Annotated in this window: 21 protein-coding genes, 1 rRNA gene and 1 pseudogene; 15 read left to right on the top strand and 8 right to left on the bottom strand. The window is 69.9% G+C overall.

Translation table 11 applies throughout. The annotated features are described in order from the left end of the window. Positions 1 to 11: 11 nt before the first annotated feature. The 9 genes and pseudogenes from WBA97_RS08470 to WBA97_RS08430 all read left to right on the top strand — a co-directional run bounded on the left by WBA97_RS08470 (position 12) and on the right by WBA97_RS08430 (position 7,716). Entirely contained in the window at positions 12 to 2,051 is a 2,040-nt protein-coding gene (locus WBA97_RS08470; protein ID WP_424230164.1) for a magnesium transporter, read from the top strand. Position 2,052: 1 nt separating this feature from the next. Beyond that, on the top strand, positions 2,053 to 2,670 hold the full coding sequence (locus WBA97_RS08465) for a hypothetical protein (protein ID WP_424230163.1): 618 nt from the start codon (positions 2,053 to 2,055) through the stop codon (positions 2,668 to 2,670). 1 nt (position 2,671) lies between these two features. Further along, the gene (locus tag WBA97_RS08460; protein WP_424230162.1) at positions 2,672 to 3,682 is read left to right on the top strand and encodes a C40 family peptidase; all 1,011 of its coding nucleotides are present in this window, start codon (positions 2,672 to 2,674) and stop codon (positions 3,680 to 3,682) included. A gap of 19 nt (positions 3,683 to 3,701) precedes the next feature. Next, positions 3,702 to 4,175 carry a hypothetical protein gene (locus tag WBA97_RS08455; RefSeq protein ID WP_424230161.1) on the top strand — a complete coding sequence of 158 codons (474 nt, stop codon included), beginning with the start codon at positions 3,702 to 3,704 and terminating at the stop codon, positions 4,173 to 4,175. Between the two features lie 10 nt (positions 4,176 to 4,185). Beyond that, complete coding sequence (locus tag WBA97_RS08450; protein ID WP_424230160.1) at positions 4,186 to 4,374, top strand: hypothetical protein; 189 nt, start codon at positions 4,186 to 4,188, stop codon at positions 4,372 to 4,374. 74 nt (positions 4,375 to 4,448) lie between these two features. Next, complete coding sequence (locus tag WBA97_RS08445; protein WP_424230187.1) at positions 4,449 to 5,843, top strand: RNB domain-containing ribonuclease; 1,395 nt, start codon at positions 4,449 to 4,451, stop codon at positions 5,841 to 5,843. A 17-nt stretch (positions 5,844 to 5,860) separates the two neighbouring features. After that, complete coding sequence (gene npdG, locus WBA97_RS08440; protein ID WP_424230159.1) at positions 5,861 to 6,523, top strand: NADPH-dependent F420 reductase; 663 nt, start codon at positions 5,861 to 5,863, stop codon at positions 6,521 to 6,523. Continuing rightward, positions 6,524 to 6,974, top strand: a pseudogene (locus WBA97_RS08435) (DUF4326 domain-containing protein). Next, complete coding sequence (locus WBA97_RS08430) at positions 6,964 to 7,716, top strand: helical backbone metal receptor (protein WP_424230186.1); 753 nt, start codon at positions 6,964 to 6,966, stop codon at positions 7,714 to 7,716. Before WBA97_RS08435 ends, WBA97_RS08430 begins: the two are co-directional and overlap by 11 nt. Here the strand turns inward: WBA97_RS08430 and pip are convergent. Further along, entirely contained in the window at positions 7,697 to 8,632 is a 936-nt protein-coding gene (gene pip, locus WBA97_RS08425) for a prolyl aminopeptidase (RefSeq protein ID WP_424230158.1), read from the bottom strand. The genes WBA97_RS08430 and pip overlap by 20 nt on opposite strands. A gap of 23 nt (positions 8,633 to 8,655) precedes the next feature. Between pip and WBA97_RS08420 the strand changes: the two genes are divergently transcribed. Beyond that, positions 8,656 to 9,588 (top strand): glutathione S-transferase family protein, encoded by a 933-nt coding sequence (locus WBA97_RS08420; protein WP_424230157.1) that lies wholly within the window; start codon positions 8,656 to 8,658, stop codon positions 9,586 to 9,588. On the opposite strand, the gene WBA97_RS08415 is transcribed toward WBA97_RS08420, so the two are convergent. The 4 genes from WBA97_RS08415 to secA2 all read right to left on the bottom strand — a co-directional run bounded on the left by WBA97_RS08415 (position 9,589) and on the right by secA2 (position 15,603). Further along, on the bottom strand, positions 9,589 to 10,209 hold the full coding sequence (locus WBA97_RS08415; RefSeq protein WP_424230156.1) for a dihydrofolate reductase family protein: 621 nt from the start codon (positions 10,207 to 10,209) through the stop codon (positions 9,589 to 9,591). It lies immediately after the preceding gene. 88 nt (positions 10,210 to 10,297) lie between these two features. After that, entirely contained in the window at positions 10,298 to 11,164 is an 867-nt protein-coding gene (gene panB / locus WBA97_RS08410; protein WP_424230155.1) for a 3-methyl-2-oxobutanoate hydroxymethyltransferase, read from the bottom strand. A gap of 305 nt (positions 11,165 to 11,469) precedes the next feature. Next, on the bottom strand, positions 11,470 to 13,188 hold the full coding sequence (locus WBA97_RS08405) for an NAD+ synthase (RefSeq protein WP_424230154.1): 1,719 nt from the start codon (positions 13,186 to 13,188) through the stop codon (positions 11,470 to 11,472). A gap of 39 nt (positions 13,189 to 13,227) precedes the next feature. Beyond that, on the bottom strand, positions 13,228 to 15,603 hold the full coding sequence (gene secA2, locus WBA97_RS08400) for an accessory Sec system translocase SecA2 (protein WP_424230185.1): 2,376 nt from the start codon (positions 15,601 to 15,603) through the stop codon (positions 13,228 to 13,230). A 163-nt stretch (positions 15,604 to 15,766) separates the two neighbouring features. Between secA2 and WBA97_RS08395 the strand changes: the two genes are divergently transcribed. Further along, a complete protein-coding gene (locus WBA97_RS08395; protein ID WP_424230153.1) occupies positions 15,767 to 17,374 on the top strand; it encodes an alpha/beta hydrolase in 1,608 nt (535 codons plus the stop codon). Further along, positions 17,362 to 18,096: an SDR family oxidoreductase gene (locus WBA97_RS08390; RefSeq protein ID WP_424230152.1), complete on the top strand. Its 735-nt coding sequence runs from the start codon at positions 17,362 to 17,364 to the stop codon at positions 18,094 to 18,096. The genes WBA97_RS08395 and WBA97_RS08390 overlap by 13 nt, the downstream gene beginning before the upstream one ends. Positions 18,097 to 18,168: 72 nt before the next feature. On the opposite strand, the gene WBA97_RS08385 is transcribed toward WBA97_RS08390, so the two are convergent. Genes WBA97_RS08385 through WBA97_RS08375 form a run of 3 tightly spaced genes read right to left on the bottom strand, consistent with a single transcriptional unit; the run spans position 18,169 to position 21,366 of the window. Further along, positions 18,169 to 19,680 carry an MFS transporter gene (locus tag WBA97_RS08385; protein ID WP_424230151.1) on the bottom strand — a complete coding sequence of 504 codons (1,512 nt, stop codon included), beginning with the start codon at positions 19,678 to 19,680 and terminating at the stop codon, positions 18,169 to 18,171. Next, on the bottom strand, positions 19,677 to 20,369 hold the full coding sequence (locus WBA97_RS08380; RefSeq protein WP_424230150.1) for an LppX_LprAFG lipoprotein: 693 nt from the start codon (positions 20,367 to 20,369) through the stop codon (positions 19,677 to 19,679). Before WBA97_RS08380 ends, WBA97_RS08385 begins: the two co-directional genes overlap by 4 nt. A gap of 34 nt (positions 20,370 to 20,403) precedes the next feature. Continuing rightward, the gene (locus WBA97_RS08375; RefSeq protein ID WP_424230149.1) at positions 20,404 to 21,366 is read right to left on the bottom strand and encodes a GlxA family transcriptional regulator; all 963 of its coding nucleotides are present in this window, start codon (positions 21,364 to 21,366) and stop codon (positions 20,404 to 20,406) included. Positions 21,367 to 21,467: 101 nt separating this feature from the next. Between WBA97_RS08375 and WBA97_RS08370 the strand changes: the two genes are divergently transcribed. From WBA97_RS08370 to WBA97_RS08360, 3 genes are all read left to right on the top strand, one after another. Beyond that, positions 21,468 to 22,733: an MFS transporter gene (locus WBA97_RS08370; protein ID WP_424230148.1), complete on the top strand. Its 1,266-nt coding sequence runs from the start codon at positions 21,468 to 21,470 to the stop codon at positions 22,731 to 22,733. Between the two features lie 23 nt (positions 22,734 to 22,756). Continuing rightward, a complete protein-coding gene (gene glnA, locus WBA97_RS08365) occupies positions 22,757 to 24,100 on the top strand; it encodes a type I glutamate--ammonia ligase (protein WP_424230147.1) in 1,344 nt (447 codons plus the stop codon). 465 nt (positions 24,101 to 24,565) lie between these two features. Beyond that, positions 24,566 to 24,641: ribosomal RNA gene (locus WBA97_RS08360) — 16S ribosomal RNA — on the top strand; the annotation flags it as partial.

Genomic DNA, 24,641 nt, shown 5'->3' with positions numbered 1-24,641 from the left:
TGATCACGATCATGGCGGTGGTAGCCGCCGTGCTGTTCTTCGCAGCGCGGCGGCGAAAAAGACGCGGTACAGCGAATCCGGCCAGGCGTAGGGGCCGGATTGCTTCACTCGCGATCGTCGCGGGCATCCTCGGCATGCAGGCGATCTTCGGATCGCCCGCGATGGCACAGCAGCAGGACACCAGCTGCGCGCCGTTCCCGGAACGCCCCGGCGCCGGCATGGTCGGCGCGATCGACCCGTCGCAGGGCAACGGTGAGGCGGGTGGGCCGTACACCAACGACAAGTTCCCGAACAGCCCTTACCTGGACCACGGGTACGCGGGAATGGTCTGGCACGTCTACGACCCGAACTGCCAGCAGCCACTGTCGATCTCCGATCCCAGCGTCACGATCGACACCTGGGCGGGCAACGAGCTGTTCAACATAGGCAAGAACATCGTCGGTGCCACCAACTCGCTGCACTACACGCTCTACAACGGTGGTGTGCTCGGCGGGTTGAACGAGCAGATCGGCGCGGCAGCGAACGCCATCTTCGACAACATCTACACGCAGCTGTTCAGCGTCTTCATGCTGGTGCTCGCGGTACTGATGTTCCGGCAGATCTGGCGGGGTGACCTGGCTTCGGTGTCCAAGCGCGGCCTGTTCGCGCTCGGTGGCATGTGGCTGGCGGCGTCCACACTGGTGCTGGTCAACAACTACGACGCCATCGACCGGCTGATCGTGGAGACCACCACCGGCATCCAGAACGGGTTCCGCGACCCGGACGAGGACCGGATCCAACGGGACGTGCTGCCAACCGAACTGCACACCAGGATCGTCTACGAGAACTGGCTGCGTGGTGAGTTCGGGCAGCCGGACGCCCCGCAAGCCGAGGAGTTCGGCCGTCCCCTCCTGGCCGCGCAGGCGTGGAAGTGGGACGACCTGGTGTCCGGGAACGACGCCAACGATCAGGCCGAGGCGGCGAAGCGGGCCGAGTACCAGAGGATCTACAACGAGCTGGGTTCCGCGCAGGGCTACTTCAGCGGCACGGAAGGAAGCCGTACCGGGTCGGGGTTCCTGGCGTTCTTCCAGTCGCTGGTCTACTCGCTGTTCCAGTTCCTCGCGAAGCTCGCGGTCCTGCTGGCGCAGCTGCTGCTCCGCATCTTCACGCTGGCGGCGCCGGTGATCGGCCTGGTGGCGCTCGTCCACCACGACATCCTGCGCAAGGTCGGCAAGGCGGTCGGCGCGGTCGTGCTGAACGTGCTGATCCTGGCCATGCTGGCCGGCATCCACTTCAAGTTCCTGCAGCTGATCTTCGGCCCGGACGTGAAGCTGTCGATGCTGACGCAGATGCTCCTCGCGGGCATCGTGACGCTGGTGTTCATGCTGGTCGGCAGGCCGATGAAGCGGATGTGGCAGATGGTGGAGCTGTCCGTCGGCGCGGTCGGGGCCTCCGTGCCCACCGCGGCGAGCGGCGGGCTGTTCTCCCGGTTCCGCCGTCGCAAGGGCGAGGACCAGCGCGGGCCACAGGACGATTTCTGGGACAACCTGCGGGACGAGGAGCTGGCGGGCGACACCGTGGCCACCACATCGCGGCCCGGCGGGCGCAGGCCGCGGCCGGAGGCGACGGGGCCGGTCATGGCGACCGCCGAGCGGCTCGACACGCAGCGGCAGTCGCTCGGGCAGAGCGCGCTCGGGCTGCCGCCCGCGCGGGGCGACGGCGATGCCGTGCTCATGCCGAGTGGCCCTGGCGGTCGCAACGACCCGGCCGGTGCGCTGCCACCACGCCGCAGCAGGGTCGTGGACACGAACCCCGTGCACGACCGGGACTGGGGCGAGGACGCGATGGTCGTCCCGTCGCAGGTCAGCAGTCCACGCAACGAGGGCAGGCTCGACGCGGCACCGATCGCGGCGCCCAGGGCGAACCCGAGGGCGGCGGACGTCGAGATGGTCGCCGGGCGACCGGTGCACGTCGTGTACCGGCCGTCGCGGGGCCTCGAGGTGCGTGAGCCCGCACCGCGCCGCATGCCGTTGCGGGACGGGCCACGCGAGACCGACGCGGTGGTGAGGTGACATGCCGATTCGTACCAACCGCGGGCGCGCCGCGGTCTACCGGCGCCTGTGGGGCTGGCCCATGCGCTCGCCCCGCCACCTCACCGTCGTGGTGTGCGTGGTGGCCGTGCTGGTCATCGCGATCGGCATCCTCGTCCCCCAGCTGACCGGCGGGACCAAGCCGGGTGGCGCGGCGGCCGAGTCGTCGGACACCACGACGACCACGGCGCCGAGCTGGCCCGGCACCACGAACACCCCGGGCGTGACGGGCTCGACGAGTGCCCTGCCGACGAGGATCACCGAGCCGCCGTCCGCGCCGACGTCCGCACCGCCGGACCCGGCCGCGCTGGATGTCGCCGACTCCTGGGCCAAGGCATGGGTGAACCACCCGGTGGGCGTCAGCGTGGAGGACTGGCTGGCGGACCTGCGGCCGTTCACCACCGAGGAACAGCTCACGGAGATGGCGACGGTCGAGCCGGGCAACATCTCCGCCACGAAGGTGACCGGCGACCCCGAGACCGTGGAGTCCTTCACGAGCTCGGTCAAGGTGGAGCTGCCGACCGACGACGGCAACCTGCTCATCACGGTGATCGACACCCCCGATGGCTGGCGGGTCGCCTTCTACGAGCAGGTGAGTTGACGTGAAGAGTGCGGTGATCGTCGGGGGGTTGGTCGTCGTCGTGACGGTCGCTGTCGCCGGGGTCAGTGCGGTCACCCAGGTGGTGACGCAGGACCAGGCGGCCGACCAGGCCAGGGCGAGTGGCGCCCTCACCTGCAACGCGAGCCTCGGCCCGATCACGTCGGGCCCGGCAGGCAGCGGCGCGGGTGACGCGTCGAAGCTGAGCGGCGAGCAGCGCGACAACGTCGCCATGATCATCGCCATCGGCAAGGAACGGCAGCTGCCGCCGCTTGCGTGGCAGGTCGCGATCCAGGCGGGCATGACAGAGTCGGGGCTGCGCAGCCTCAACCACGGCGACCGCGACTCGCTCGGCATGTTCCAGATGCGCCCTTCGATGGGCTGGGGCTCGCCCTCGGAGGTCACGGACCCGGACTACGCGATCAACAAGTTCTACGACGTGCTGGAGAAGGTCCCGAACTGGGACGAGCAGCGTCCCGGCGAGTCGGCACAGGACGTGGAGCGGTCGGCGTTCCCGGACCGCTACCACAAGTGGGAGCCGATGGCGGCCCACCTGATCGGCAACGTCGGCCTGGTGCCGGACCCGACGGGCTGCGGCCAGGGCACCGGCCTGCTGGTGCCCGCACCGACCAAGGCGGCGGGCAACGCGATCCAGTGGGCGCTTGGCCAGCAGGGCAAGCCCTACCAGTGGGGCGCGGCGACCTCGCACGAGAACTCGTTCGACTGCTCCAGCCTGATGCTGCAGTCCTACCGCGCGGTGGGCGTCACTCTCCCGAGGGTTTCCCGGCAGCAGTACCGGGCGGGCGCGATGCTGCCGGTGGAGCAGGCACAGCCAGGTGACCTGCTGTTCTGGGCCTACGACACCAGCAACCCGGACACCATTCACCACGTTGCGATGTACATCGGGGACGGCAAGATCGTGGAGGCTCAGCAGACCGGTGTGCCCGTGCACATCCGCCCGGTCCGCTGGGGCGAGGCGGAGCTGATGGGCCAGGCCGTGCGGCCTGGCGTATGACCGAGGGGGCGCGAAGACCATGTACACGCCAGAACCGAGCCGGCCCCGGATGGGCAGGCCCGCGCCGAGCACCCCGCTGCAGGACTACCTGCGGAACCCGCACCCCGGCACGCCCGCCGACTACGTGGTGCTGCCGAAGTCGCTCGTGGAGGCGATGCCACTGCCGTGGCAGAACGCGATGACGCAGATCCTGCAGGAGTTCCACCAGGCGTACGGGCACCTCGACTGGCCGGAGTACCGGGTCGTGCCGTCCCGCAAGGAGATGCTGGTCAACCTGGACGAGGAACAGCTCGCCGAGGTCGGCTACCTCGTGGAGATCGATGTGGACGGTGAGCTCGTGTACCGCGAGCGCAGCGGTCGGCGCATCGACAACCCGGAGGACACCGAGGTGCTGGTGTCCGTGCTGGACCCGATCCCCGACGAGTACCGCAACGCCAATGAGGACACCCCCCCGCGCGGATTCCCCGCACAGCAAGTGGGTCCCTGGTCGTAGGCTATTTCCCATGGCTGACAACAACCCGGACCCGGGCTGGTACTTCTGCACGAAGCACAACCGGGTAGAGCACGGTGAAGTGTGTCCCGCGATCAACCGCATGGGGCCCTACCCCGACAAGGAGACCGCGGCCAACGCGCTGGAGATCGCCAGGCAGCGCACGGAGGCGTGGGACAAGTCCGAACGAAACTGGGACTAGTCCGCCTCCCCGGCAGGCCCAGACCCTCGCACAAGGATCCATGACCCCTGGCCCGGGGTAGGGTGCCCCGCGTGGTGGTGCGCACGAACAATGACCGGATCGGGTTCGGAAACGTCCGGGAGGAGTTCGCGCTGCCGCCGGACTTCCCCCCGGCCGTGCTGGACGAGGCGGCGCGAGCGGCGAACCGGACCCATGACGGGCACAAGGACGCCACCGACCTGCCGCTGGTCACCATCGACCCGCCGGGCGCCAAGGACCTCGACCAGGCCATGGCGGTGGCGCGGCGCGGCGCGGGTTTCCGCGTCCACTACGCCATCGCCGACCTCGGCGCGTTCGTCGCACCCGCTGGAGCGCTGGACCACGAGGTCCGCGGCCGAGGGCAGACGATCTACCTGCCGGACGGCAACGTCCCGCTGCACCCGCCGGTACTGAGCGAGGGCGTGGCGAGCCTCCTTCCCGGACAGATCACGCCCGCCGCACTGTGGACGCTGGACTGCGACGCCGACGGCGCGCTCGAACAGGCCCACGTCCGCAGGGCCCTGGTTCGCTCCCAGGCCCGCTACGACTACGAAACGGTCGACGCCGCGCTGAAGAACGGCACCGTGCATCCGTCGCTGGCGGCGTTACCCGCGATCGGGCGCCTGCGGCGGGAGCGTGCCGTGCGGCGCGGCGCGGTGGAGCTGCAGCTGCCGGACCAGGAGGTGGAGCCGGACGGCGACGGCTGGCGCCTGACGTTGCGACCACGCAGCGAGGTCGACGCCTGGAACGCCGAGATCTCCCTGCTCACCGGCATGGCCGCGGCGGAGCTGATGCTCGACGCGGGGATCGGCATCCTGCGCACGCTGCCCGACCCGGAGAACGGCGCCGTGAAGTGGCTGCGCCGCTCCGCCCGCTCGCTGGGCATCACGTGGCCGAGGAACATGGACGCCGCCGAGCTGCTCGCCGGTCTCGACCCGAATCGCCCCGAGGCGCTGGCCCTGTTCATGGACGCGACCCGCCTGCTGCGCGGCGCCGGCTACACGGTGTTCGACGGCACCCATCCCGAGCTGGCCACGCACGCGGGGATCGCCGCCCCGTACGCGCACGTCACGGCGCCGCTGCGCAGGCTGGTCGACCGGTTCGGCGCCGAGATCTGCCTCGCGATCGCCGCCGGCGACGAGGTGCCGGAGTGGGTGCGCGAGGCGCTGCCCGCGCTGCCCGACGTGATGGCCGGTTCCGACACGCTCGCGAACAAGGTCGACAAGGCCTGCCTGGACCAGGTGGAGGCATGGGTGCTGCGCAACCGGATCGGGCAGGAGTTCGAGGCGATCGTCCTGCGTGCCGAGGGCAACTCCGCGGACGTCTTCCTGACCGGCCCGCCGGTGATCGCCAAGTGTGCGAATGGTGACCTTTCGGAGGGCGAGACGATCCGCGTGCGTTTGACTGGGGCGGACGCGGAGGCTCGCAAGGTGGTCTTCGAGCGCGCGTAGCACCAAAGGAGATTGCGTTGACCGACGTGACAGGCCTGACGGTGGGGGTGCTCGGCGGCACCGGTCCGCAGGGGAAGGGCCTCGCGCTGCGCTGGGCCAAGGCGGGCATCAAGGTGATCATCGGGTCGCGCAGCGCCGAGCGTGCGCAGGCGGCCGCCGACGAGCTTGGCAGCGACGTGCCCGGCGTGACCGGCGCCGACAACGCCACCACGGCCGCCGACGCGGATGTGGTGCTGGTCGCGGTGCCGTGGGAGGGCCACGACGCGCTCCTGGAGTCGCTGCGCGACCAGCTCGCTGGCAAGATCGTGATCGACTGCGTGAACCCGCTCGGCTTCGACAAGCAGGGCCCGTTCGCGCTGCCGGTCGAGGAGGGCAGCGCCGCGCAGCAGGCCGGGAAGCTGCTGCCGGAGTCGCGGGTGACGGCCGCGTTCCACCACGTGTCGGCCGTGCACCTTGCCGACCTGACGATCGCCGAGCTGGACACGGACGTGCTGGTCCTCGGCGACGACCGCGAGGCCACCGATCTGGTTCGCGCGCTGGCCGACGCGATCCCCGGCATGCGCGGCGTGTACGGCGGCCGCCTGCGCAACGCGCACCAGGTGGAGGCGTTCACCGCGAACCTGATCGCCATCAACCGGCGCTACAAGGCGCATGCCGGCATCCGCATCACGGACGTGTAGATGGACGCGTCGCCACATAGCATCGAGATGTCCGAGGCCGAGCGGGAACTCGCGCTCGCGGTCCTCTCCGGCGAGACGGTGGTGGTGAACGTCCGCAAGGGCGGCCCGCACAAGCGCCTGGTCCCGTGGCTGGCCGACGAGGGTCTGCTGACCTACGTCGGCCACGCGGGCAACCGGCACGACTGGCCGGAGTCGCCGTTCGCGAACCCGTTCGTCAAGCTGGCCAGCGCCGACCGGGCCACCATGGTGACGAGAGGGCGCGCAAATAGGGCATGGCGGCGCCCGCCGCGCCTATTTGCGCGCCCTCTAGTACCGCGAGTGGCTGCACCAGCAGCCCGTGCTGCTGCGCCGGATCCCCGAGCTGGCTGGCCGGGCGCTGGGCTGCTGGTGCGCGCCGGCGGCGTGCCACGCGGACGTACTGGCGGAGGAGGCCCGACTTGCTGGTGGATGACCTGGGAGAGCCGGTCCCGCTCGCCGCGACGCCGAAGCGGGTGGTGAGCCTGGTCCCGTCGCTCACGGACGCGATCGAGGCGAGCGCCCCCGGCCTGGTGGCTGGCGCGACGGACTACTGCACCCACCCCGAGGGCCTGGACGTTCCGCGCGTCGGCGGCTCGAAGTACCCGCGCGTGGACGCGGTGCTGGACCTGCGACCCGACCTGGTGGTGGCGAACGCGGAGGAGAACCGCCCCGAGGACGTGGCCCGCATCCGCGCGGACGGCATCCCGGTGTGGGTGACCATCGCGGCCGCCACGGTCCCGGAAGGGCTCGGCTCGGTGCGCAGGCTGCTCACGCAGGGCCTGGAGCTGGCGGAACCGGAGTGGCTGGTGGCCGCGGAGGATGCGTGGCGCACGCCTGCGCCGGTGTGGGCGCGGGCGGTGATCCCGGTGTGGCGCAAGCCGTGGGTGGTGGTCGGCCGCGACACGTTCGCCGGCGATGTGCTGCACCGCCTCGGCGTGGCGAACGTGTACGCGGACCACAAGGACCGCTACCCGAGGCCGTCGCTGGCGGAGCTGAACGACGCGGGCGCCGACCTCGTGGTCCTCCCGGACGAGCCGTACGAGTTCACCGCCGACGACGGCCCGGAGGCCTTCCCCGGCCTGCGGTACGCCCTGGTCGACGGCCGCCACCTGACGTGGTGCGGCCCGTCACTGGCCGAGGCACATGCGGCGCTCCTCAGCGGAATGCGTCCGTAGCCTCGATCAGCGCGTCGAGGATGCCCATGTCCGTGACCGCGTGCCCGGCGCGCGGCACGATCGTCAGCGCGGAGTCCGGCCACGCGCGGTGCAGGTCCCACGCGGTGACCGGCGGGCAGACCACGTCGTAACGGCCCTGCACGATGCGCCCCGGAATGCCCGCGAGCTTGCCGGCGTCCCGGATCAGCTGGTCGTCGTCGAGCCAGCCCGCGTGCGTGAAGTAGTGCAGCGCGAGCTTGGCGAACGCGATCGCGAACCTCGGGTTGCCGTACGTCGCGACCAGGCCCGGGTTCGGGGTGAGCGACACGATCGCGCCTTCCCAGCCGCTCCAGGCCGCGGCCGCGTCGGCCGCCCGATCGGGGTCGTCGAGCTGCTTCTGGTAGCCGGCGAGGATGTCGCCGTCGGGGACCTGCGCGGCGAACGCGGCCCACTCCTCCGGGAACAGCGCGCCCGCACCGCCGCGGTAGAGCCAGTCCAGTTCGGACCGCCGCAGCAGGAACACCCCGCGCAGCACGATCTCCGTCACTCGTTCGGGGTGAGTTTGCGCGTACGCCAGCGCGAGCGTGGCGCCCCACGAACCGCCGAACAGCTGCCACCTTTCGATGCCGAGGTGTTCGCGCAGTGCCTCCATGTCGGCGACGAGGTGCCACGTCGTGTTGTGCTCGTCGGGGTCGCGGGTGGCGACGTGCGGGATGCTGCGGCCGCACCCGCGCTGGTCGAACAGCACGATCCGGTACGCGGCGGGGTCGAACAGCCTGCGCTGCAGTGGGGAGGTGCCGCCGCCGGGACCGCCGTGCACGAACACGACCGGTTTGCCGTCGGGGTTGCCGCTCACCTCCCAGTACACCGAGTGCCCGTCGCCGACGTCGAGCATGCCGTTCGCGTGCGCGTCCAGCGGCGGGTAGAAGAAACGCATGCGTGAAGCCTAGATTCGGGGACATGGCAACCGTGCAGTTCGGGAAAGAAACCTCAGGGCGGGGCGAGTTCGTGCGACAGAGGAACCGCTTCACGGACCGCATCACGGCCGACGGTTCGTCCGGCTGGCAGGCGGCGCCCGGCAAATACCGGCTGGTCGTGAGCCTCGCGTGCCCGTGGGCGCACCGGGCGCTGATCGTGCGTGGACTGCTCGGCCTCGACGACGCGATCTCCCTGGCGGTGGTCGACCCGGTCCGCGACGAGCGCGGCTGGCGCTTCACCCTCGACGAGGGCGGCCGCGACCCGGTGCTGGGCATCGAGTACCTGTCGCAGGCCTACCTGGCGTCCGACCCGGAGTTCGACGGCCGGTTCACGGTGCCGTCGATCGTCGAGAGCGAGTCGGGCAAGGTCGTCACCAACGACTACCCGCGGATCACGCTGGACCTGTCCACCGAGTGGCGCGAGTTCCACAGGCCGGGCGCACCCGACCTGTACCCGGAGCACCTGCGCGCGGAGATCGACGAGGTCATCGAGCCGATCTTCCGCAACGTGAACAACGGCGTGTACCGGTGCGGGTTCGCGGGCAGCCAGGAGGCGTACGAGGACGCCTACGACGCGTTGTTCGCCGAGCTTGACCGGCTGTCGGCGCGTTTGGAGAACCAGCGCTACCTGGTCGGCGACCGGCTCACCGAGGTCGACATCCGCCTGTTCACGACGCTGGTCCGGTTCGACGCCGTCTACCACGGCCACTTCAAGTGCAACCGGAACAAGCTGACCGAGATGCCGGTGCTGTGGGCGTACGCCCGGGACCTGTTCCAGACCCCGGGCATCGGCGACACGGTCGACTTCGACCACATCAAGCGCCACTACTACTACACCCACGACGCCATCAACCCGACGCGGATCGTGCCGAAGGGCCCGGTCACCGACTGGGCCGAGCCCCATGGCCGAGGCTGATCACAGCCCGTAGGACCCGTAGGTCGGCGCCCCGGTTGGCCGGTACACGGACGCGACGACCCCGCCGTCGGTGGTCCGCGACGACACGAGCTTCAGTCCGGTCGGCACGGTGCCGTCGAACAGCCGCTTGCCGGTGCCAAGGAACACGGGGAACACGGTGAGCCGGAACTCGTCGATGAGCCGGTGCCGGATGAGTGTCTGGGCGAGGTCGACGCTGCCGAGCACCTGGATCTCGCCGAGGTCCCGCTCCTTCAACCCGGTCACGGCGGCGACCACGTCACCGTCGAGCACCGTCGAGTTCGTCCAGTCCGCCGAGGTCAGGGTGCGCGACGCGACGAACTTGGGTGCGTCGTTGAGGATCTTCGCCATCGGGTAGTCGTCGTGGTCAGGGCCGATGCGCGGCCAGTACCCGGCGAAGATCTCGTAGGTCTTGCGGCCGAGCAGCAACGCGCCCGGGTTCGCGTGCCACGGGCCGATGATCTCCTCGCCCAGCTGCTGGGTGAAGTGCGGCACCTGCCAGCCGCCGTGCTCGAAGCCCGAGTCCCGGTCCTCATCGGGTCCGCCGGGCGCCTGCGCGACGCCGTCGAGGGTCAGGAACATGTTGATCGCAAGAGTGCTCATGCCCATGCGTCGAACGAGCCGACCCCGGATCGACATCGACACGACGGGTGCCCGCGACCTTCCCGTCGCGGGCACCGTCGTTACGAACTCAATGGAACACGTGCTCTGGGGCGGGGAACTCACGTCCCCGTACCTCGGCCGCGAACTGCTCGACCGCGCCCTGCATGACACCGGCCAGGTCGGCGTACCGCTTCACGAACCTCGGCGCCTTGCCCCGCCGCAGACCCATCATGTCCTGCCACACCAGCACCTGCGCGTCACAGTCCGGGCCCGCGCCGATGCCGACCGTCGGGATCGCCAGCTCGTGCGTGACCCGCTTCGCTGCCTCGGCGGGCACCATCTCCATGACGACCGAGAACGCACCCGCCTCCTGCAGCGCGATGGCGTCCTCGAGGAGTTCGTCGCCCGCGTCACCCCGGCCCTGCACGCGGTAGCCGCCGAGGTTGTGCTCGCTCTGCGGCGTGAACCCGATGTGGCCCATGACCGGCACGCCTGCCGTGGTGATGGCCTTGACGTGCGGCGCGAACGCCCGCCCGCCCTCGAGCTTGACCGCGTGCGCGCGGCCTTCCTTCATCATCCGCACGGAGGTCGCCAGCGCCTGTTCCGGGGACAGCTGGTAGGAGCCGAACGGCAGGTCCGCCACGACCAGTGCCCGCTTCACCGACCCGGTGACCGCACGTACGAGTGGAATCATCTCGTCGACGGTCACCGGCAGCGAGGACTCGTAGCCGTAGACGTTGTTGGAGGCCGAGTCGCCGACCAGGAGGACCGGGATGCCGGCCTCGTCGAACAGTTCGGCGGTGTACATGTCGTAGGCGGTGAGCATGGGCCACGGCTCGCCGCGCTCCTTCAGCTCCCGCAGGTGGGGGATGCGCACGCGCTTCGCCGGTTTGGCCGGGGCGCTGGCCCCGGTGCCGTACGGCGCGGCCACCTCGGGGTTCGATGCCGACGTCATTGTCTACCGTCCTTCCCTCGAAGCCCACGTCGTGTGGGTCCCCGGGTATTCGTGGATGGCTTACGAAACCAGCGTGACACCAACTGGGCGGTCGCACAGCGGCCTGCGACGAGCTTCACACGCCCGCCCAACTCCGCCTCCCCGGGTTTTTGAAGTGTTGGTGTCGACCCAGCGCATCCGCGGATCGTGGGTGGTTGGTGGCTGGGTGCCGTCACGTTCCCCTGAGGCATCTGTTGGTCAGGCGTGGACCTTCGCGCAAAGATCCATGAGCACTTCTTCTGTGCCCTCGTGCTCTGTGCCTCGCGCTACTTGCCCTCGCGCCATGCGTTGGTCATGGGTAGTCGCCGGTCCCGTCCGAACGCCTTGAACGTGATCTTGGTGCCGGGCGGGTACTGGCGGCGCTTGTACTCGGCCCGGTCCACCATCCGCAGCACCTTGTCGATCAGCTCCGGCGCGAACCCGGCGGCGACCAGGTCGCCGTACCCTCGGTCACCCTCGATGTAGTCGTCGAGCACCCGGTCGAGCAGGTCGTAGTCCGGCAGCGAGTCGGAGTCCATCTGCCCTGGCCGCAGCTCGGCCGACGGCGGCTTGGTGATCGAGTTCTCCGGGATCGGCGGGGTCTCGCCACGGGCCGCCGCGGCCTCGTTCCGCCATCTCGCCAGCTCCCACACGAGGGTCTTCGGCACGTCCTTGATCGGCGCGAACCCGCCGACCGCGTCGCCGTAGATCGTCGAGTAGCCGACGGCCAGCTCGGTCTTGTTGCCGGTCGCGAGCACCAGGTGCCCGTGCTGGTTGGACAGCCCCATCAGCGTCACGCCCCGGCAGCGGGCCTGCACGTTCTCCTCGGCGAGGCCGGTCAGCCCGAGTGGGCCGACGAACGCCTCGACCATGCCCGCGATCGGCTGCTCCTTGTAGTGGCACCCGATGCGGTCGGCGAGGTCGGCGGCGTCGGACTTCGAGTGGTCCGACGAGTAGACCGACGGCATCGACACGCCGTACACGTTCTCGGCGCCCAGTGCGTCCGCGGACAGCGCCGCGGTCACTGCCGAGTCGATCCCGCCCGAGAAGCCCAGCACGACCGAGGTGAACCCGTTCTTACGCACGTAGTCACGCAGGCCGAGCGTGAGCGCGCGCCACATCTCCTCCAGCTCGGACAGCGGCTCGAACGCGTCGGGCAGCGGCCGGGCCGGGTACGGCCGCGGGAGTGCCTCCGACAACGACACCCTCCGCACCGCGAAGCCCTCGATGTCACCCGCCTGGGTCGGTGCACCACCCGGCAGGTCGAGGTCCATCACGGTCAGGTGCTCGACGAACTGCGGCAGCCGCGTCAGGAGTTCACCCGATGCGGCGACCACCATCGAGTCGCCGTCGAACACGAGGTCGTCCTGGCCGCCGACCATGTTCACGTAGACCAGCGGCGCGCCCGCCTCCTCTGCACGGCGTGCCACGAGTGGCTCGCGCTGGTCGTCCTTGTGCCGCTCGTACGGGGACGCGTTCGGCGACACCACCAGGTCCACCCCGGCCGCGCCGAGCGCGGAGATCGGCCCGCCCTCCTGCCAGATGTCCTCGCAGATGACCAGGCCGATCTCGAGGCCGTGCAGCCGGACGATGTCCAGCGTGTCGCCCGCCTTGAACAGCCGCCGCTCGTCGAACACCCCGTAGTTGGGCAGGTGGTGCTTGAACTGGGTGGCGACGACCCGGCCGTCGTACAGCACGGCGACCGCGTCCCTCGGCCCGGCGGAGTCCCGGTCCAGGTAGCTCACCACGGCCGCGACGGACCCGTGCCCGTCGGCGTCCAGGCGTGCGGCAAGCTCGGTCAGCGCCTGCTTGGACGCGGCCGCGAACGACTCACGCAGCGCGAGGTCCTCGACGGGATAGCCGGTCAGCACCATCTCCGGGAACACGACCAGGTGCGCGCCGCCTGCAGCCGCCCGTGCCGTCCACGACGCGACGAGGCCCGCGTTACCGTCCAGGTCGCCGACCGTGGCGTTGACCTGCGCGAGCGCGATGCGAAGTTGTGGCATGCGACCATCCTGACACGTTTTCGCCCATCAGGCGAAAAGTTACCTGCGTGACCCGCCTCGCACCTTCTTGATCATCGCGCGGACCCGCTGCAGCGCCTGTTCGGCATCGGTGTCGAACGGGTTGTCGTGGACCATGTACGTCCAGGTCGACGACGGCCTGCGCAGACCGTCGGCGGCCAGGTCGACGCCCTCCGGCCCGAACTCGACCTCCTTGAAGGTCTCCGCCGCCCGCTCCGAGATCTCGTCCGGCATCTTGCGGAACTCGGGGATCGCGGTCCGGTGGAACTCGTCGATCGGCGTCTCCTTGGCGAGCGCACGCAGGTGGATGGTCTCCCGCACGTCCGCGAGGAACGCCAGGTGCTCGGTCCAGCGCTGGTCGAGGTGGTACAGCATGATCTGCCGCGCCGACTCCTCGAGCACCTTCTCGTCCACCTCGTCGGACAGCTCCTCCCACCGCTCCGCGCACACCGCGGCCAGCTCCGTGGCGGCCAGGTCGGTGCGCAGCAGCTCGTCGCGGTGTTCCAGCAACGCCCTGCGCTGGTGCTCGATGAGCCTGGTGTACCGCCAGGTGTTGCGGTGGATCTCCAGCTGGACGCCCTCGGCGACCTTCTGCGCGTGGTCGACGAACCGCTTGGTCGTCGGGTCGGTGAGCCTGCCCTCGTCCTCGTCGTCGTCCGGTTCCGCGCCCGCGGTCGCGTCCGGCGCGTACTGGATCACCTGGTCGTCGGACAGGCTCGCGAACATGATCGACCCGCCGGGGTCGCCCTGGCGGCCGGACCGGCCGCGCAGCTGGTCGTCGAGGCGGCTCGACGGGTAGCGGCCGGTGCCCATCACGAGCAGTCCGCCAAGGTCGGCGACCTTGTCGTGCTCCTCGACGTCCCTGTCCTTGCCACCGTCCCGGTCGGTCTTCTTCTTGCCGCCGAGACGGATGTCGGTGCCGCGGCCCGCCATCTGCGTGGACACCGTGACCGCGTCGTACGCGCCGGCATCGGCCACGATCGCGGCCTCCTGCGCGTCGTTCTTCGCGTTCAGCACCACGCACGGCACCTCGGCGTCGTCGAGCATCTTCGCGAGCCGCTCCGACTCGGCCACGTCCCGCGTGCCGATCAGGATCGGCCGCCCGGTCTTGTGGACGGCCGCGATCTCGCGGACGATCGCCTCTTCCTTGTGCTCGACCGTGTCGTACAGCCGGTCGTCCTCGTCCTCGCGAACGCACGGCGTGTTCGGCGGGATGACCGCGACCCGCAGCTCGTAGAACTCGCGCAGCTGCTCGGCGACCGCGACCGCGGTGCCGGTCATGCCGCACACCGTCCGGTACCGCCCGATGAGGCCCTGGACGCTGATCGAGTCCAGCACCTCGCCGCTCTCGGTGGGCCGTAACCGCTCCTTCGCCTCGACCGCGGCCTGCAGTCCGTCCGGCCACCGCTGCCGCAGCGCGATCCGGCCACGCGAGGAGTTGATCAGGTGCACCTTGCCGTCGCGGACGATGTAGTCCACGTCCCGCTCCAGCAGCGCATGGGCGTGCAGTGCCGCGTTCACGGCGGCGAGCCGGTCGCTGTGCTCGCCGGAGTACAGGTCGACCCCGCCCAGCGCCTTCTCGACGGCCTTCGAGCCGCGGCCGGTCAGCCACGCGTTGCGGCCGTCCTCGTCCTTCTCGTAGTGCTGGCCTGGCTTGAGCGTCCGGACGATCTTGGCGACCTCGGGGTCGGACTGGCCCTCGTCGGAGGAGCCCGCCAGCACGAGCGGCACCTTGGCCTCGTCGATGAGCACGGAGTCGGCCTCGTCGACGATCACGACCTCCGGCGCACGGCCGACCATGTCGTCCACGGAGGTGCACAGCCGGTCCCGCAGCACGTCGAACCCGATCTCGCTGACCGACCCGTACGTCACGTCCGCCGCGTACGCGGCCCGCCGCTCGTCCTGCGACGAGGTCTGGCTGACCCAGCCGACGGAGACGCCGAGCAGCTCGTACACCGGGCCCATCCACCCGGCGTCGCGCTGGGCGAGATAGTCGTTGACCGACATGACATGCACGGCCTTGCCCTGCAGCGCGTACCCGGCAGCGGCGATCGCACCCGCGAGGGTCTTGCCCTCACCGGTCGCCATCTGCACGACGTGCCCGGCGAGCAGCTCCATCGCGCCGAGCAGCTGCACGTCGTACGGCCGCTCGTCGAGCACCCGCCTGGCCGCCTCCCTGGCGATCGCACACAGCTCGATCAGCTCTTTCTCGTCGAACCCCGGTTCGTCGCCCGCCCGCCGCAGCTTGGCCGCCGCCTCGGTCAGCTCCTCGTCGGAGAGTTCGCCGACCTTCTTCTCCCGCCATTCGATCGAGGTCAGCAGCCCCTCGTACCGGGAGATGTCGACGGTGGCCGGCCGGTCCAGGAACCGGCTGAAGCCGGCCTTCACGCGCCGCATGAACGCCGCCACCGACGCTCACCTCCTCGCTCGCAGTTCACTCACCGTTTTGTACTGCCCACCTGCACGGTAACGGTGCACCCCGGCCCGTGAGTTCCGACCGGCCGTACCGACGTTCGCCACGCAGGCTCCGCACAGCACCGTGAATGGCAGGATCACGGGCGTGACAAGCCGTCGGCACGCCATCGTGACAGCATCCATCCTGCTCGCATTCGCGGTCGGTGTCGGAGCGGGGGCGTGCACGACCTCCGTCGACGGCAGTCCCGGCCCGCGGCTCCCGTTCGAAGAGCAGCACGAACCGGCGGGCCCGGTCCCGCCGGGGCTCGAACAGTTCTACAGCCAGCCACTGACGTGGGAGGGCTGCGCCGACTACGCGGAGAGCGACTTCGACGCGGAGGCACTCGCCGCCGACGGCCTGCAGTGCACGCACCTCACGGTGCCGCTCGACTACGCGAAACCCGAGGGCGACACCATCAGGCTCGGCATTCTCCGCAGGCCAGCGAAGGACGGGGACCAGCGGATCGGATCGCTCGTCATCAACCCGGGCGGCCCCGGCGCGGCGGGCCTGTCGACCGCGGCCTCGCTGGCCGACGTCAACGAGACCCTCGCCGACCGGTTCGACTTCGTCGGCTTCGACCCGCGTGGCGTCGGCTCGAGCGAGCCGACCGTCGAATGCCTTTCCGACGAGGAGATGGACGAGGAACGCGCGAACGACGACGAGCTCGACGTCTCTGCCGAAGGTGTGGCCAAGCAGGACGCGGAGTCCAAGGAGTACGCGCAGAAGTGCGCGGACAACACCGAGTTCGGCGCCGCGATGCTCGCCAACATCGGCACCCGCGACGTCGTGAAGGACATCGACGTGCTGCGTTCCGCGCTGGGCGACGAGAAGCTCACCTACCTGGGCTACTCGTATGGCACCCGCATCGGCAGCACCTACGCGGAGACCTTCCCTGGCAACGTGCGGGCGATGATCCTCGACGGCGCCCTCGACCCGTCGCAGAGCCCGGTCGACGAGGTCGTCGCGCAGGGTGCGGGTTTCCAGAAGGCGTTCGACGACTTCGTGGCGTGGTGCGTCGACGAGGACGACTGCGCGCTGGGCAAGGACAAGAGCCAGGCGTTGGGCAAGTTCCACGACCTGGTCCGCCCGCTGGGCGAGAACCCGGTGGAGGCGGGCGACGGCCGCAGGCTCTCCTACGAGGACGCCACGACGGGGGTCGTGCAGGCGCTGTACTCGGAGGACCTGTGGGAGTACCTGAACACCGGCCTGAACGAGCTGAAGCAGAACGAGGGCGCGACGCTCATGTGGCTGGCGGACCTCTACCTGCAACGCGACCCCGACGGGACCTACTCGACCACGCAGGACGTGTTCACGGCCGTCCGCTGCGTCGACGACCCACGCGTGACCGACCCGAACGTGGCTCTCGAGCTCAACCGCGAGTACAAGGAGGCGGCGCCGTTCCTCGACGACGGCAACCCGCCCGCCCCGGTGCTGGACTCGTGCGCGTACTGGCCGGTGCCCAACACGAGCGAGCCACACGTGCCGAACGTGCCGGGCCTGCCGAAGGTGCTGGTCATCTCCACGACGGGGGACCCGGCCACGCCCTACGATGCGGGGGTCGCACTGGCCAAGGGCCTCGGCGGCGGCCTGCTGACGTACGAGGCGACGCAGCACACGGTGTTCCTGCAGGACAACGAGTGCGTCGACGATGCGGGCGCCAAGTACCTCACCGATCTGGCACTCCCGGCGGAAGGCACCCGGTGCAAGCCCTGAGAAAGCACATCCTGATCACCGGTGCCAGCGCGGGCATCGGCGCGGAGCTGGCGCGGCAGTTCGCGCACCGGGGCCGTTCGCTCGCGCTGTGCGCCCGCAGACTGCCCGCGCTCGAGGAGCTGCGGGCGGAACTGCCCGGCCGGGTCCTGGTCAAGCAGCTGGACGTGACCGATCCGGACGCGGTCTTCGCGGTGTTCCGCGAGTTCGCCGACGAGCTGGGCAGACTCGACCGGGTGATCGTGAACGCGGGCATCGCCAGGGGCGGGCCCATCGGCACGGGCGGGCACCAGGCCAACCGCGAGACGGTCGAGACCAACGTGCTTGGCGCGCTCGCCCAGTGCGAGGCGGCGATGGAGATCTTCCGCAGGCAGAACTCCGGGCACCTGGTGGTCGTCTCCTCGATGGCCGCGCTGCGTGGCCTGCCCGGCTCGGTGACGACGTACGCGGCGACCAAGGCGGCGTTGTCGTCGCTGGCGGAGGGCATCCGGGTCGACGTGGTCGGCACGCCCATCAAGGTCACGACGATCCTGCCGGGCTACATCCGGTCGGACATGAACCCGGAGCCGGGCCGGTTGATCGCGGAGACGGTGCCCGCGGTGCGCTCGATGGTGGCGGCGATCGAGCGGGAGCCGAGGGCGGCGTACGTGCCGCCATGGCCGTGGCGCGTGCTCGCGCCGGTGCTGCGCCACCTACCCGCACGAGCACTGAAAAAGGCGACTTAGAGGGCGCGCGAATAGGGCATGGCGGCGCCCGCCGCGACGACGGGCATCCACCGACCCTATTCGCGCGCCCTCTCAGACCCGTTCCCGTGGCTCTTTACCGATCAGCAACGCGAGCAGCGCCCCCACCACACACACGACGGCCGTGATCGCGAACGTCTCGCTGTACTGGGTCAGCAGCGCGTCGTTCACCGCGGCCCGGTACACCGCCATCTCCTGCTCGAACCGCGCCTCCGGTTTCCCGAACGGCAGCGGCGTGTCCAGGTTCGCGGTCAGCGAGTGGAACCGGTGCAACCCGAGCGCGGCCAGCGCCGCCACGCCCACCAGCATCCCCGTCATCCGCGCCACGACCACCCCGGCGGCGGCCACCCCGTGCTGCACCGACGGCACCACCCGCAAGGCGGCAGCGGAGAGTGGCGCGATCACCAAACCGAGCCCAAGACCAGTGATTACCAGATCGGTGTCGAGGCGTGGCAGGTCCACGAAACCCAGGGAGTGCGGCGACGACAACACGTCGACCGGCCACATGGAGACCAGCCAGAACCCGGCCGCGGCCGCCAGCAACCCGGCGAACGCGGGCACGCGGTCACCGAACCGGCCCGCCAGCCACCCACCGGCGAGCGCGCCGACCGGCAGCGCGACCAGGAACCGCACCAGGAGCAGCACGCTCCCGTTGTCGTCCTTCCCGAGCAGCGTCTGCCCGAACAGGTCCACGTTCACCAGCGTCACCATCAACGCGGCACCCGCCGCGAGGCTCGCCCCCAGCGCCGCGAGGAACGGCCGCAGTGCCACCCCGGACGTGTCGATCAGCCGTGTCCGCGCCCGCGCCTCCCACCCCAGGAACGCCACGAACACGACCGCGGCGGCGATCAGCAGCGGCGGCCCCCACGACGGCAGCACCTGGTTGCGCGGGTCCGGGTTGTACAGCCCGACCACCAGCAGCCCGAGCACGACCGCCAGCAGCACGGCCCCCACGACGTCCACCCGAGGGCGGTCACCCACCCGGTTCCTGCGCGGCACGGTGAACTGGACCGCCACCATCGCCACCACGGCCAGCGGCACGTTCACCCAGAACACCCCGCGCCACCCGAGTAGTGCCGCGAGCGCGATCCCGTACACCGGCCCGAGCACGCTGCCCAGCTCCTGAGCCGCGCCGACCGCGCCCAGCACGGCCGACCGCTGCCGCTCGGCCCACAGGTCCGCCGCCAGCGCCATCGTCACCGGCAACAGCGCGCCGCTGGCCACCCCCTGGATCACCCGGCCGGTGACGAGCGCCGTGGTGTCCCCGGCGGCCGCCGTCACCACCGAGCCGACGATGAACCCCAGCAGGCAGACCTGGAGCAGCAGCTTGCGCCCGAACCGGTCCGACGCCTGCGCCAGCAACGGCATCGCCGCCACGTAGCCCAGCAGGTACCCGGTCACGATCGGGGTCACCCGCTCGAGCCGGTTCAGCGGGATCTGCATGTCCTCGATGATCTGCCGCAGCACGCTGACCACGACGTACGTGTCGAGCGCCCCCAGCAGTACCGCGAGCCCGCCCGCCCCGATCGCGATCGCGCGGCCGCGGGGCCGCACCTCGGTGGTCACTGCGGTGCCGTGATCTCGACCTGCTTGTCGATGTCCGACAGCGTCACGTCGACGGTGCCCTGCTGCGCCTTCACGCTCGCCTTCACCGGCTGGTGCCCGTCGTCCTGGCGCAGCCAGAAGGTGATGTCGACGTCGGAGTCGATGCCCGGCACCAGGGTCGACACGACGTCCTTGGTGACCCGCCCGGTCACCTTGTAGGTCGACACCCCGTCGATGTCCTCAGAACCCTCCGTGCGCGCGTCGGTCACGTTCTTCAGCACGTTCGCGATGCCCTTGTCCGGGTCGAGGATCGCGGCCGGGTCGTACACGCTCCGCACCATCGACGCGGGCAGCTCGGTGAACCCGCCCGTCGGCCCCTTGATGTAGAGGGCGTCGTCGACCAGGACGAACTCGCCCTCGAACAGGCTGCCCATCAGGTCCATGGAGACGGTGCCCTTTGCCGCACCGGCCGGCCCGCCCTCCCTGGTCAGGTCGCCCTCGGCGCTCTTCACCGACAGACCGGGGATCTCGCCGTTCACCGCGAGCGTGAAGTGCGCGCTGCGGATGTCGGCCGTCGACGCCGCCGACTCGGCCAGCAGCTGCTTGCCGTCGGGCTGGTTCCCGTCGGAGGCAGGCGGGTCATCGGAGGAACAGGCCGTGGCGACCGCCGCGGTGAGCGCGAGCGTGACGAGCAGAATCCGGCGCATCATGCGGGAATCCTAGGGCCGGTGTGCTGAGAGGTGTTCAGCCCGCCCGGAACGTTTTCCGGTAGGCGAGCGGCGAGACACCGAGCGCGGTGCGCATGTGCTGCCGCAGCGACGCGCCGGTGCCGAGACCCGCCCGCTCCGCGACCACGTCGACGGACAGGTCGGTCGTCTCCAGGAGGTGCCTGGCGTGCTCGATCCGCTGCTTGGTCAGCCAGGTACCCGGCGACATGCCGGTCTCCGCGCGGAACCGGCGGGAGAACGTCCGCACGCTCATCCGGGCGTGCCCGGCGAGCGCGGCGAGGCCGAGCGGCTCGTGCAGCCTGCCGAGCACCCACGCCCTGGTCGGCGCGATGCCGTCGGTGCCGTGCTCGGGGACGTGCCGGTCGATGTACTGCGACTGCCCGCCCTCCCGCCACGGCGGCACCACGCAGAACCGCGCGGCCCGGTTCGCCACCTCGCTGCCGTGGTCGCGCCGCACGACGTGCAGGCACAGGTCAACGCCCGCGCCGAGCCCGGCCGAGGTCAGCACGTCGCCGTCGTCCACGAACAGCACGTTCTCGTTGAGTGACACCTTCGGGTACAGCGCGCGGAACTCGTCCGCGTACGCCCAGTGCGTCGTCGCGGGCCGGTCGTCGAGGATCCCGGCCGCGCCGAGCACGAACGCGCCGGTGCAGATCGACATGACCCGCGCGTGCGACGGCACCGTGGCCAGGGCTTCCCCGATCTCGGGCGGCAGGACGCCGTGCCTGCGCGGCCCCTCGACCTTCGTGCCGGGGATGATCACCGTGTCCGCCTCGGCCAGTATCGAAGCGTCATGGTCGGGCACCATCGTGTAGCCCGACGCCACCCGGACCGGTGACCGGTCGAGCCCGCAGATGCGCACCTCGTACAGGCGCTCCCCGCGCTCGCCGGTGGCCTCGGCGAAGACCTGCGGCGGGATCGCCATGTCGTAGCCGACGACCGTGTCCAGGGCCAGGACGGCTATCCGATGAACGGCCATGGCCAGATCCTTTCATATATTGGCGATCGGGCCACTCGTCCGGCGGCACGAAGCACCGCAGGATCAGAACCGTGACCCAAGTCGAGCCGCGGGTGCGGCCTGTGCGAACCCGGATCCACTGGGCATGGCTGGTCGCCGCGGCCGCCTTCGTGACCCTCATCGGCGCGGCGGGCTTCCGCGCGGTCCCCAGCGTCCTCATCGACCCGCTGCACGACGAGTTCGGCTGGTCACGCGCCACGATCTCGGCCGCCGTGTCCATCAACCTCGTGCTCTTCGGCCTGATCTCACCGTTCGCCGCCGCGCTCATGGACCGCCTCGGCATGCGCCGCGTCGTCGCGGGCGCCCTGGTCCTGGTCGCCGCGGGCAGCGGCCTCACCGTCTTCATGACGGCGAGCTGGCAGCTCCTCCTGTGCTGGGGCGTGCTGGTCGGCATCGGCACCGGCTCGATGTCCATGGCGTTCGTCGCGACCGTCACCAGCCGCTGGTTCGTCACGCGCCGCGGCCTGGTCAGCGGCATCCTCACCGCCGCGGGCGCCACCGGGCAGCTGGTCTTCCTCCCGCTCGTCGCGACACTGGCCACCGAACACGGCTGGCGCACCCCGGCCGTCGTCGTCGCGGCCGCCGCGCTCGCCGTCGTGCCGATCGTGCTCGTCCTGCTCCGCGACTACCCGAGCGACGTCGGCACCACCGCCTACGGAGCGACACCCGAAGACGTGACCGTCGCCGGGCCCGTGACCGGGAGTAGCGCCGCCCGCGCCATCCGCGCGCTCACCACCGCCGCCCGCACCAGGACCTTCTGGCTGCTCGCCTGCGGCTTCGCGATCTGCGGCGCCTCCACCAACGGCCTGGTCGGCACCCACTTCGTCACCGCGGCGCACGACCACGGCATGCCGCACACCACCGCGGCGTCCCTGCTCGCGCTGATCGGCCTCTTCGACATCGCGGGCACCATCTTCTCCGGCTGGCTCACCGACCGGGTGGATCCGCGACTACTCCTCGGCGCCTACTACACGCTGCGCGGCCTGTCGCTGATGATCCTGCCGTCGCTGTTCGCGCCCGGGACAGAACCATCCATGTGGGTGTTCATCCTGTTCTACGGCCTGGACTGGATCGCGACGGTGCCGCCGACGGTGGCGCTGTGCCGCGACCGCTTCGGGATGTCCGGGCCCGTCGTGTTCGGCTGGGTCTTCGCCGCACACCAGGTCGGCGCGGCCATCGCGGCGCTGGGCGCAGGCGCGATCCGCGACACACAGGGCAACTACGACATGGCGTGGTACTTCGCCGGTGGCCTGTGCGTCGTCGCCGCGCTGCTGTCCATCGCGATACGCCCGACCCGGGATGCGATCAGCGCCGAAACACGCAGTTAACACGATCTACCTAGGCTGCCGACATGGACCGTCAGCAAGAGTTCGTCCTGCGCACCCTCGAGGAGCGCGACATCCGCTTCGTGCGGCTGTGGTTCACCGACGTCCTCGGCTTCCTGAAGTCGGTCGCGGTGGCCCCCGCCGAGCTGGAAGGCGCGTTCGCCGACGGCATCGGCTTCGACGGCTCTGCGATCGAGGGTTTCGCCCGCGTCTACGAGTCCGACATGGTCGCGCGGCCCGACCCGGCGACGTTCCAGGTGCTGCCATGGGAGGACCCACAGGGGCACCACTACGCCGCGCGCATGTTCTGCGACATCTCCATGCCCGACAGGTCACCCTCCTGGGCGGATCCCCGTCACGTGCTGCGACGAACCCTCGCCAAGGCGAGCGAGTCCGGCTTCACGTGCTACGTGCATCCGGAGATCGAGTTCTTCCTGCTCAGCGAGGTGCCAACGGACGGCCGTGAGCCGATCCCGGCCGACAACGGCGGGTACTTCGACCAGGCGAGCCATGAGACCGCTACCCATTTCCGGCGTCACGCGATCGAGACTCTCGAGGCGATGGGCATATCAGTCGAGTTCTCCCACCATGAGGGAGCCCCCGGCCAGCAGGAGATCGACCTGCGGTATGCGGACGCGCTGACCATGGCCGACAACGTGATGACCTTCCGGTACGTGGTCAAGGAAGTGGCCATCACGCAGGGCGTCCGCGCGTCGTTCATGCCGAAGCCGTTCACCGACCAGCCAGGGTCGGGCATGCACACGCACGTGAGCCTGTTCGAGGGCGACCAGAACGCCTTCTACGACAGCGAGGACCCGTACGAGCTCTCGAAGACGGGCAAGGCGTTCGTCGCGGGCCTGCTCAAGCACGCGCGGGAGATCTCCGCGGTCACGAACCAGTGGGTCAACTCCTACAAGCGCCTGATCGTCGGCGGGGAGGCGCCCACCGCGGTGTGCTGGGGCCATGCGAACAGGTCTGCCCTGGTCAGGGTGCCGATGTACTCACCGGGCAAGGCGTCGTCGCGGCGGGTGGAGATCCGCAGCCTCGACTCCGCGTGCAACCCGTACCTGGCGTACGCGGTGATCCTCGCGGCCGGGCTGAAGGGCGTCGAGGAGGGCTACGAGCTGCCGCCCGCGGCCGAGGACGACGTGTGGTCGCTGACCGACGCCGAGCGTCGCGCGGCCGGCTACGGCAACCTCCCGCAGAACCTGGGGGAGGCCCTCGTCGAGATGGAGGGGTCCGAACTTCTGGCCGAAACGCTCGGGGAACACGTCTTTGATTTTTTTCTTCGAAACAAGCGCCACGAGTGGGACGCGTACCGCCGATCGGTCACCCCCTATGAGCTGCGCACATTGCTTCCGCTGTTGTGAGCGCAAGCCTCTGACCAGCCGATTTGACTTGTGCATCTGCCGCTCTGTAACTTTCTCCTCGTCGCACAGAGCGGCGGACCGGACAGGAACTAGCAAGCCCTGACCCCCCTCCGACGCAAAACCCGGCCTCTGATACACTTCAGTGGCTGGATGCGAACGGGCCAAGCGGACTTGACACCGCGAAACGGACCGGATAGCATGTAGCGGCACTGCTAGAGCGGTAAGCCTCCCAAGTGGGACTGTCTAAGGTCTCCCAAGTAGGGATTGGCGCTCCAGCAGACCATAACGCAGTAAACCAACTGACGTCTGTCAGAGCGTGTCGCGGTGCGGCATGTGACGGCTGAGCGTGTGTTGTTTGAGAACTCAACAGTGTGCCGATTCAATATGCTAGTGAGCTTGTGCCTGGCCTCTATGTTTTGGAGCTAGGTATATATTGCTGGGATTTGTTTCTCTTCTAACAAAGCATTGTTGGAGAGTTTGATCCTGGCTCAGGACGAACGCTGGCGGCGTGCTTAACACATGCAAGTCGAACGATGAAGCC

The sequence above is a fragment of the Actinophytocola sp. genome, from assembly GCF_049647105.1.
Taxonomy (GTDB): Bacteria; Actinomycetota; Actinomycetes; order Mycobacteriales; family Pseudonocardiaceae; genus Actinophytocola.
The sequence above is the reverse complement of the archived record's forward strand: the minus strand, read 5'-3'. Positions and strand labels throughout refer to the sequence as shown.

Coding starts and splice junctions, on each gene's coding strand:
- WBA97_RS08470 (WP_424230164.1), top strand. CDS start 12: ATGGCGGTGGTAGCCGCCGTGCTGTTCTTCGCAGCGCGGCGGCGAAAA.
- WBA97_RS08465 (WP_424230163.1), top strand. CDS start 2,053: ATGCCGATTCGTACCAACCGCGGGCGCGCCGCGGTCTACCGGCGCCTG.
- WBA97_RS08455 (WP_424230161.1), top strand. CDS start 3,702: ATGTACACGCCAGAACCGAGCCGGCCCCGGATGGGCAGGCCCGCGCCG.
- WBA97_RS08450 (WP_424230160.1), top strand. CDS start 4,186: ATGGCTGACAACAACCCGGACCCGGGCTGGTACTTCTGCACGAAGCAC.
- pip (WP_424230158.1), bottom strand. CDS start 8,632: ATGCGTTTCTTCTACCCGCCGCTGGACGCGCACGCGAACGGCATGCTC.
- WBA97_RS08420 (WP_424230157.1), top strand. CDS start 8,656: ATGGCAACCGTGCAGTTCGGGAAAGAAACCTCAGGGCGGGGCGAGTTC.
- WBA97_RS08415 (WP_424230156.1), bottom strand. CDS start 10,209: ATGAGCACTCTTGCGATCAACATGTTCCTGACCCTCGACGGCGTCGCG.
- panB (WP_424230155.1), bottom strand. CDS start 11,164: ATGACGTCGGCATCGAACCCCGAGGTGGCCGCGCCGTACGGCACCGGG.
- WBA97_RS08405 (WP_424230154.1), bottom strand. CDS start 13,188: ATGCCACAACTTCGCATCGCGCTCGCGCAGGTCAACGCCACGGTCGGC.
- secA2 (WP_424230185.1), bottom strand. CDS start 15,603: ATGCGGCGCGTGAAGGCCGGCTTCAGCCGGTTCCTGGACCGGCCGGCC.
- WBA97_RS08380 (WP_424230150.1), bottom strand. CDS start 20,369: ATGATGCGCCGGATTCTGCTCGTCACGCTCGCGCTCACCGCGGCGGTC.
- WBA97_RS08375 (WP_424230149.1), bottom strand. CDS start 21,366: ATGGCCGTTCATCGGATAGCCGTCCTGGCCCTGGACACGGTCGTCGGC.
- glnA (WP_424230147.1), top strand. CDS start 22,757: ATGGACCGTCAGCAAGAGTTCGTCCTGCGCACCCTCGAGGAGCGCGAC.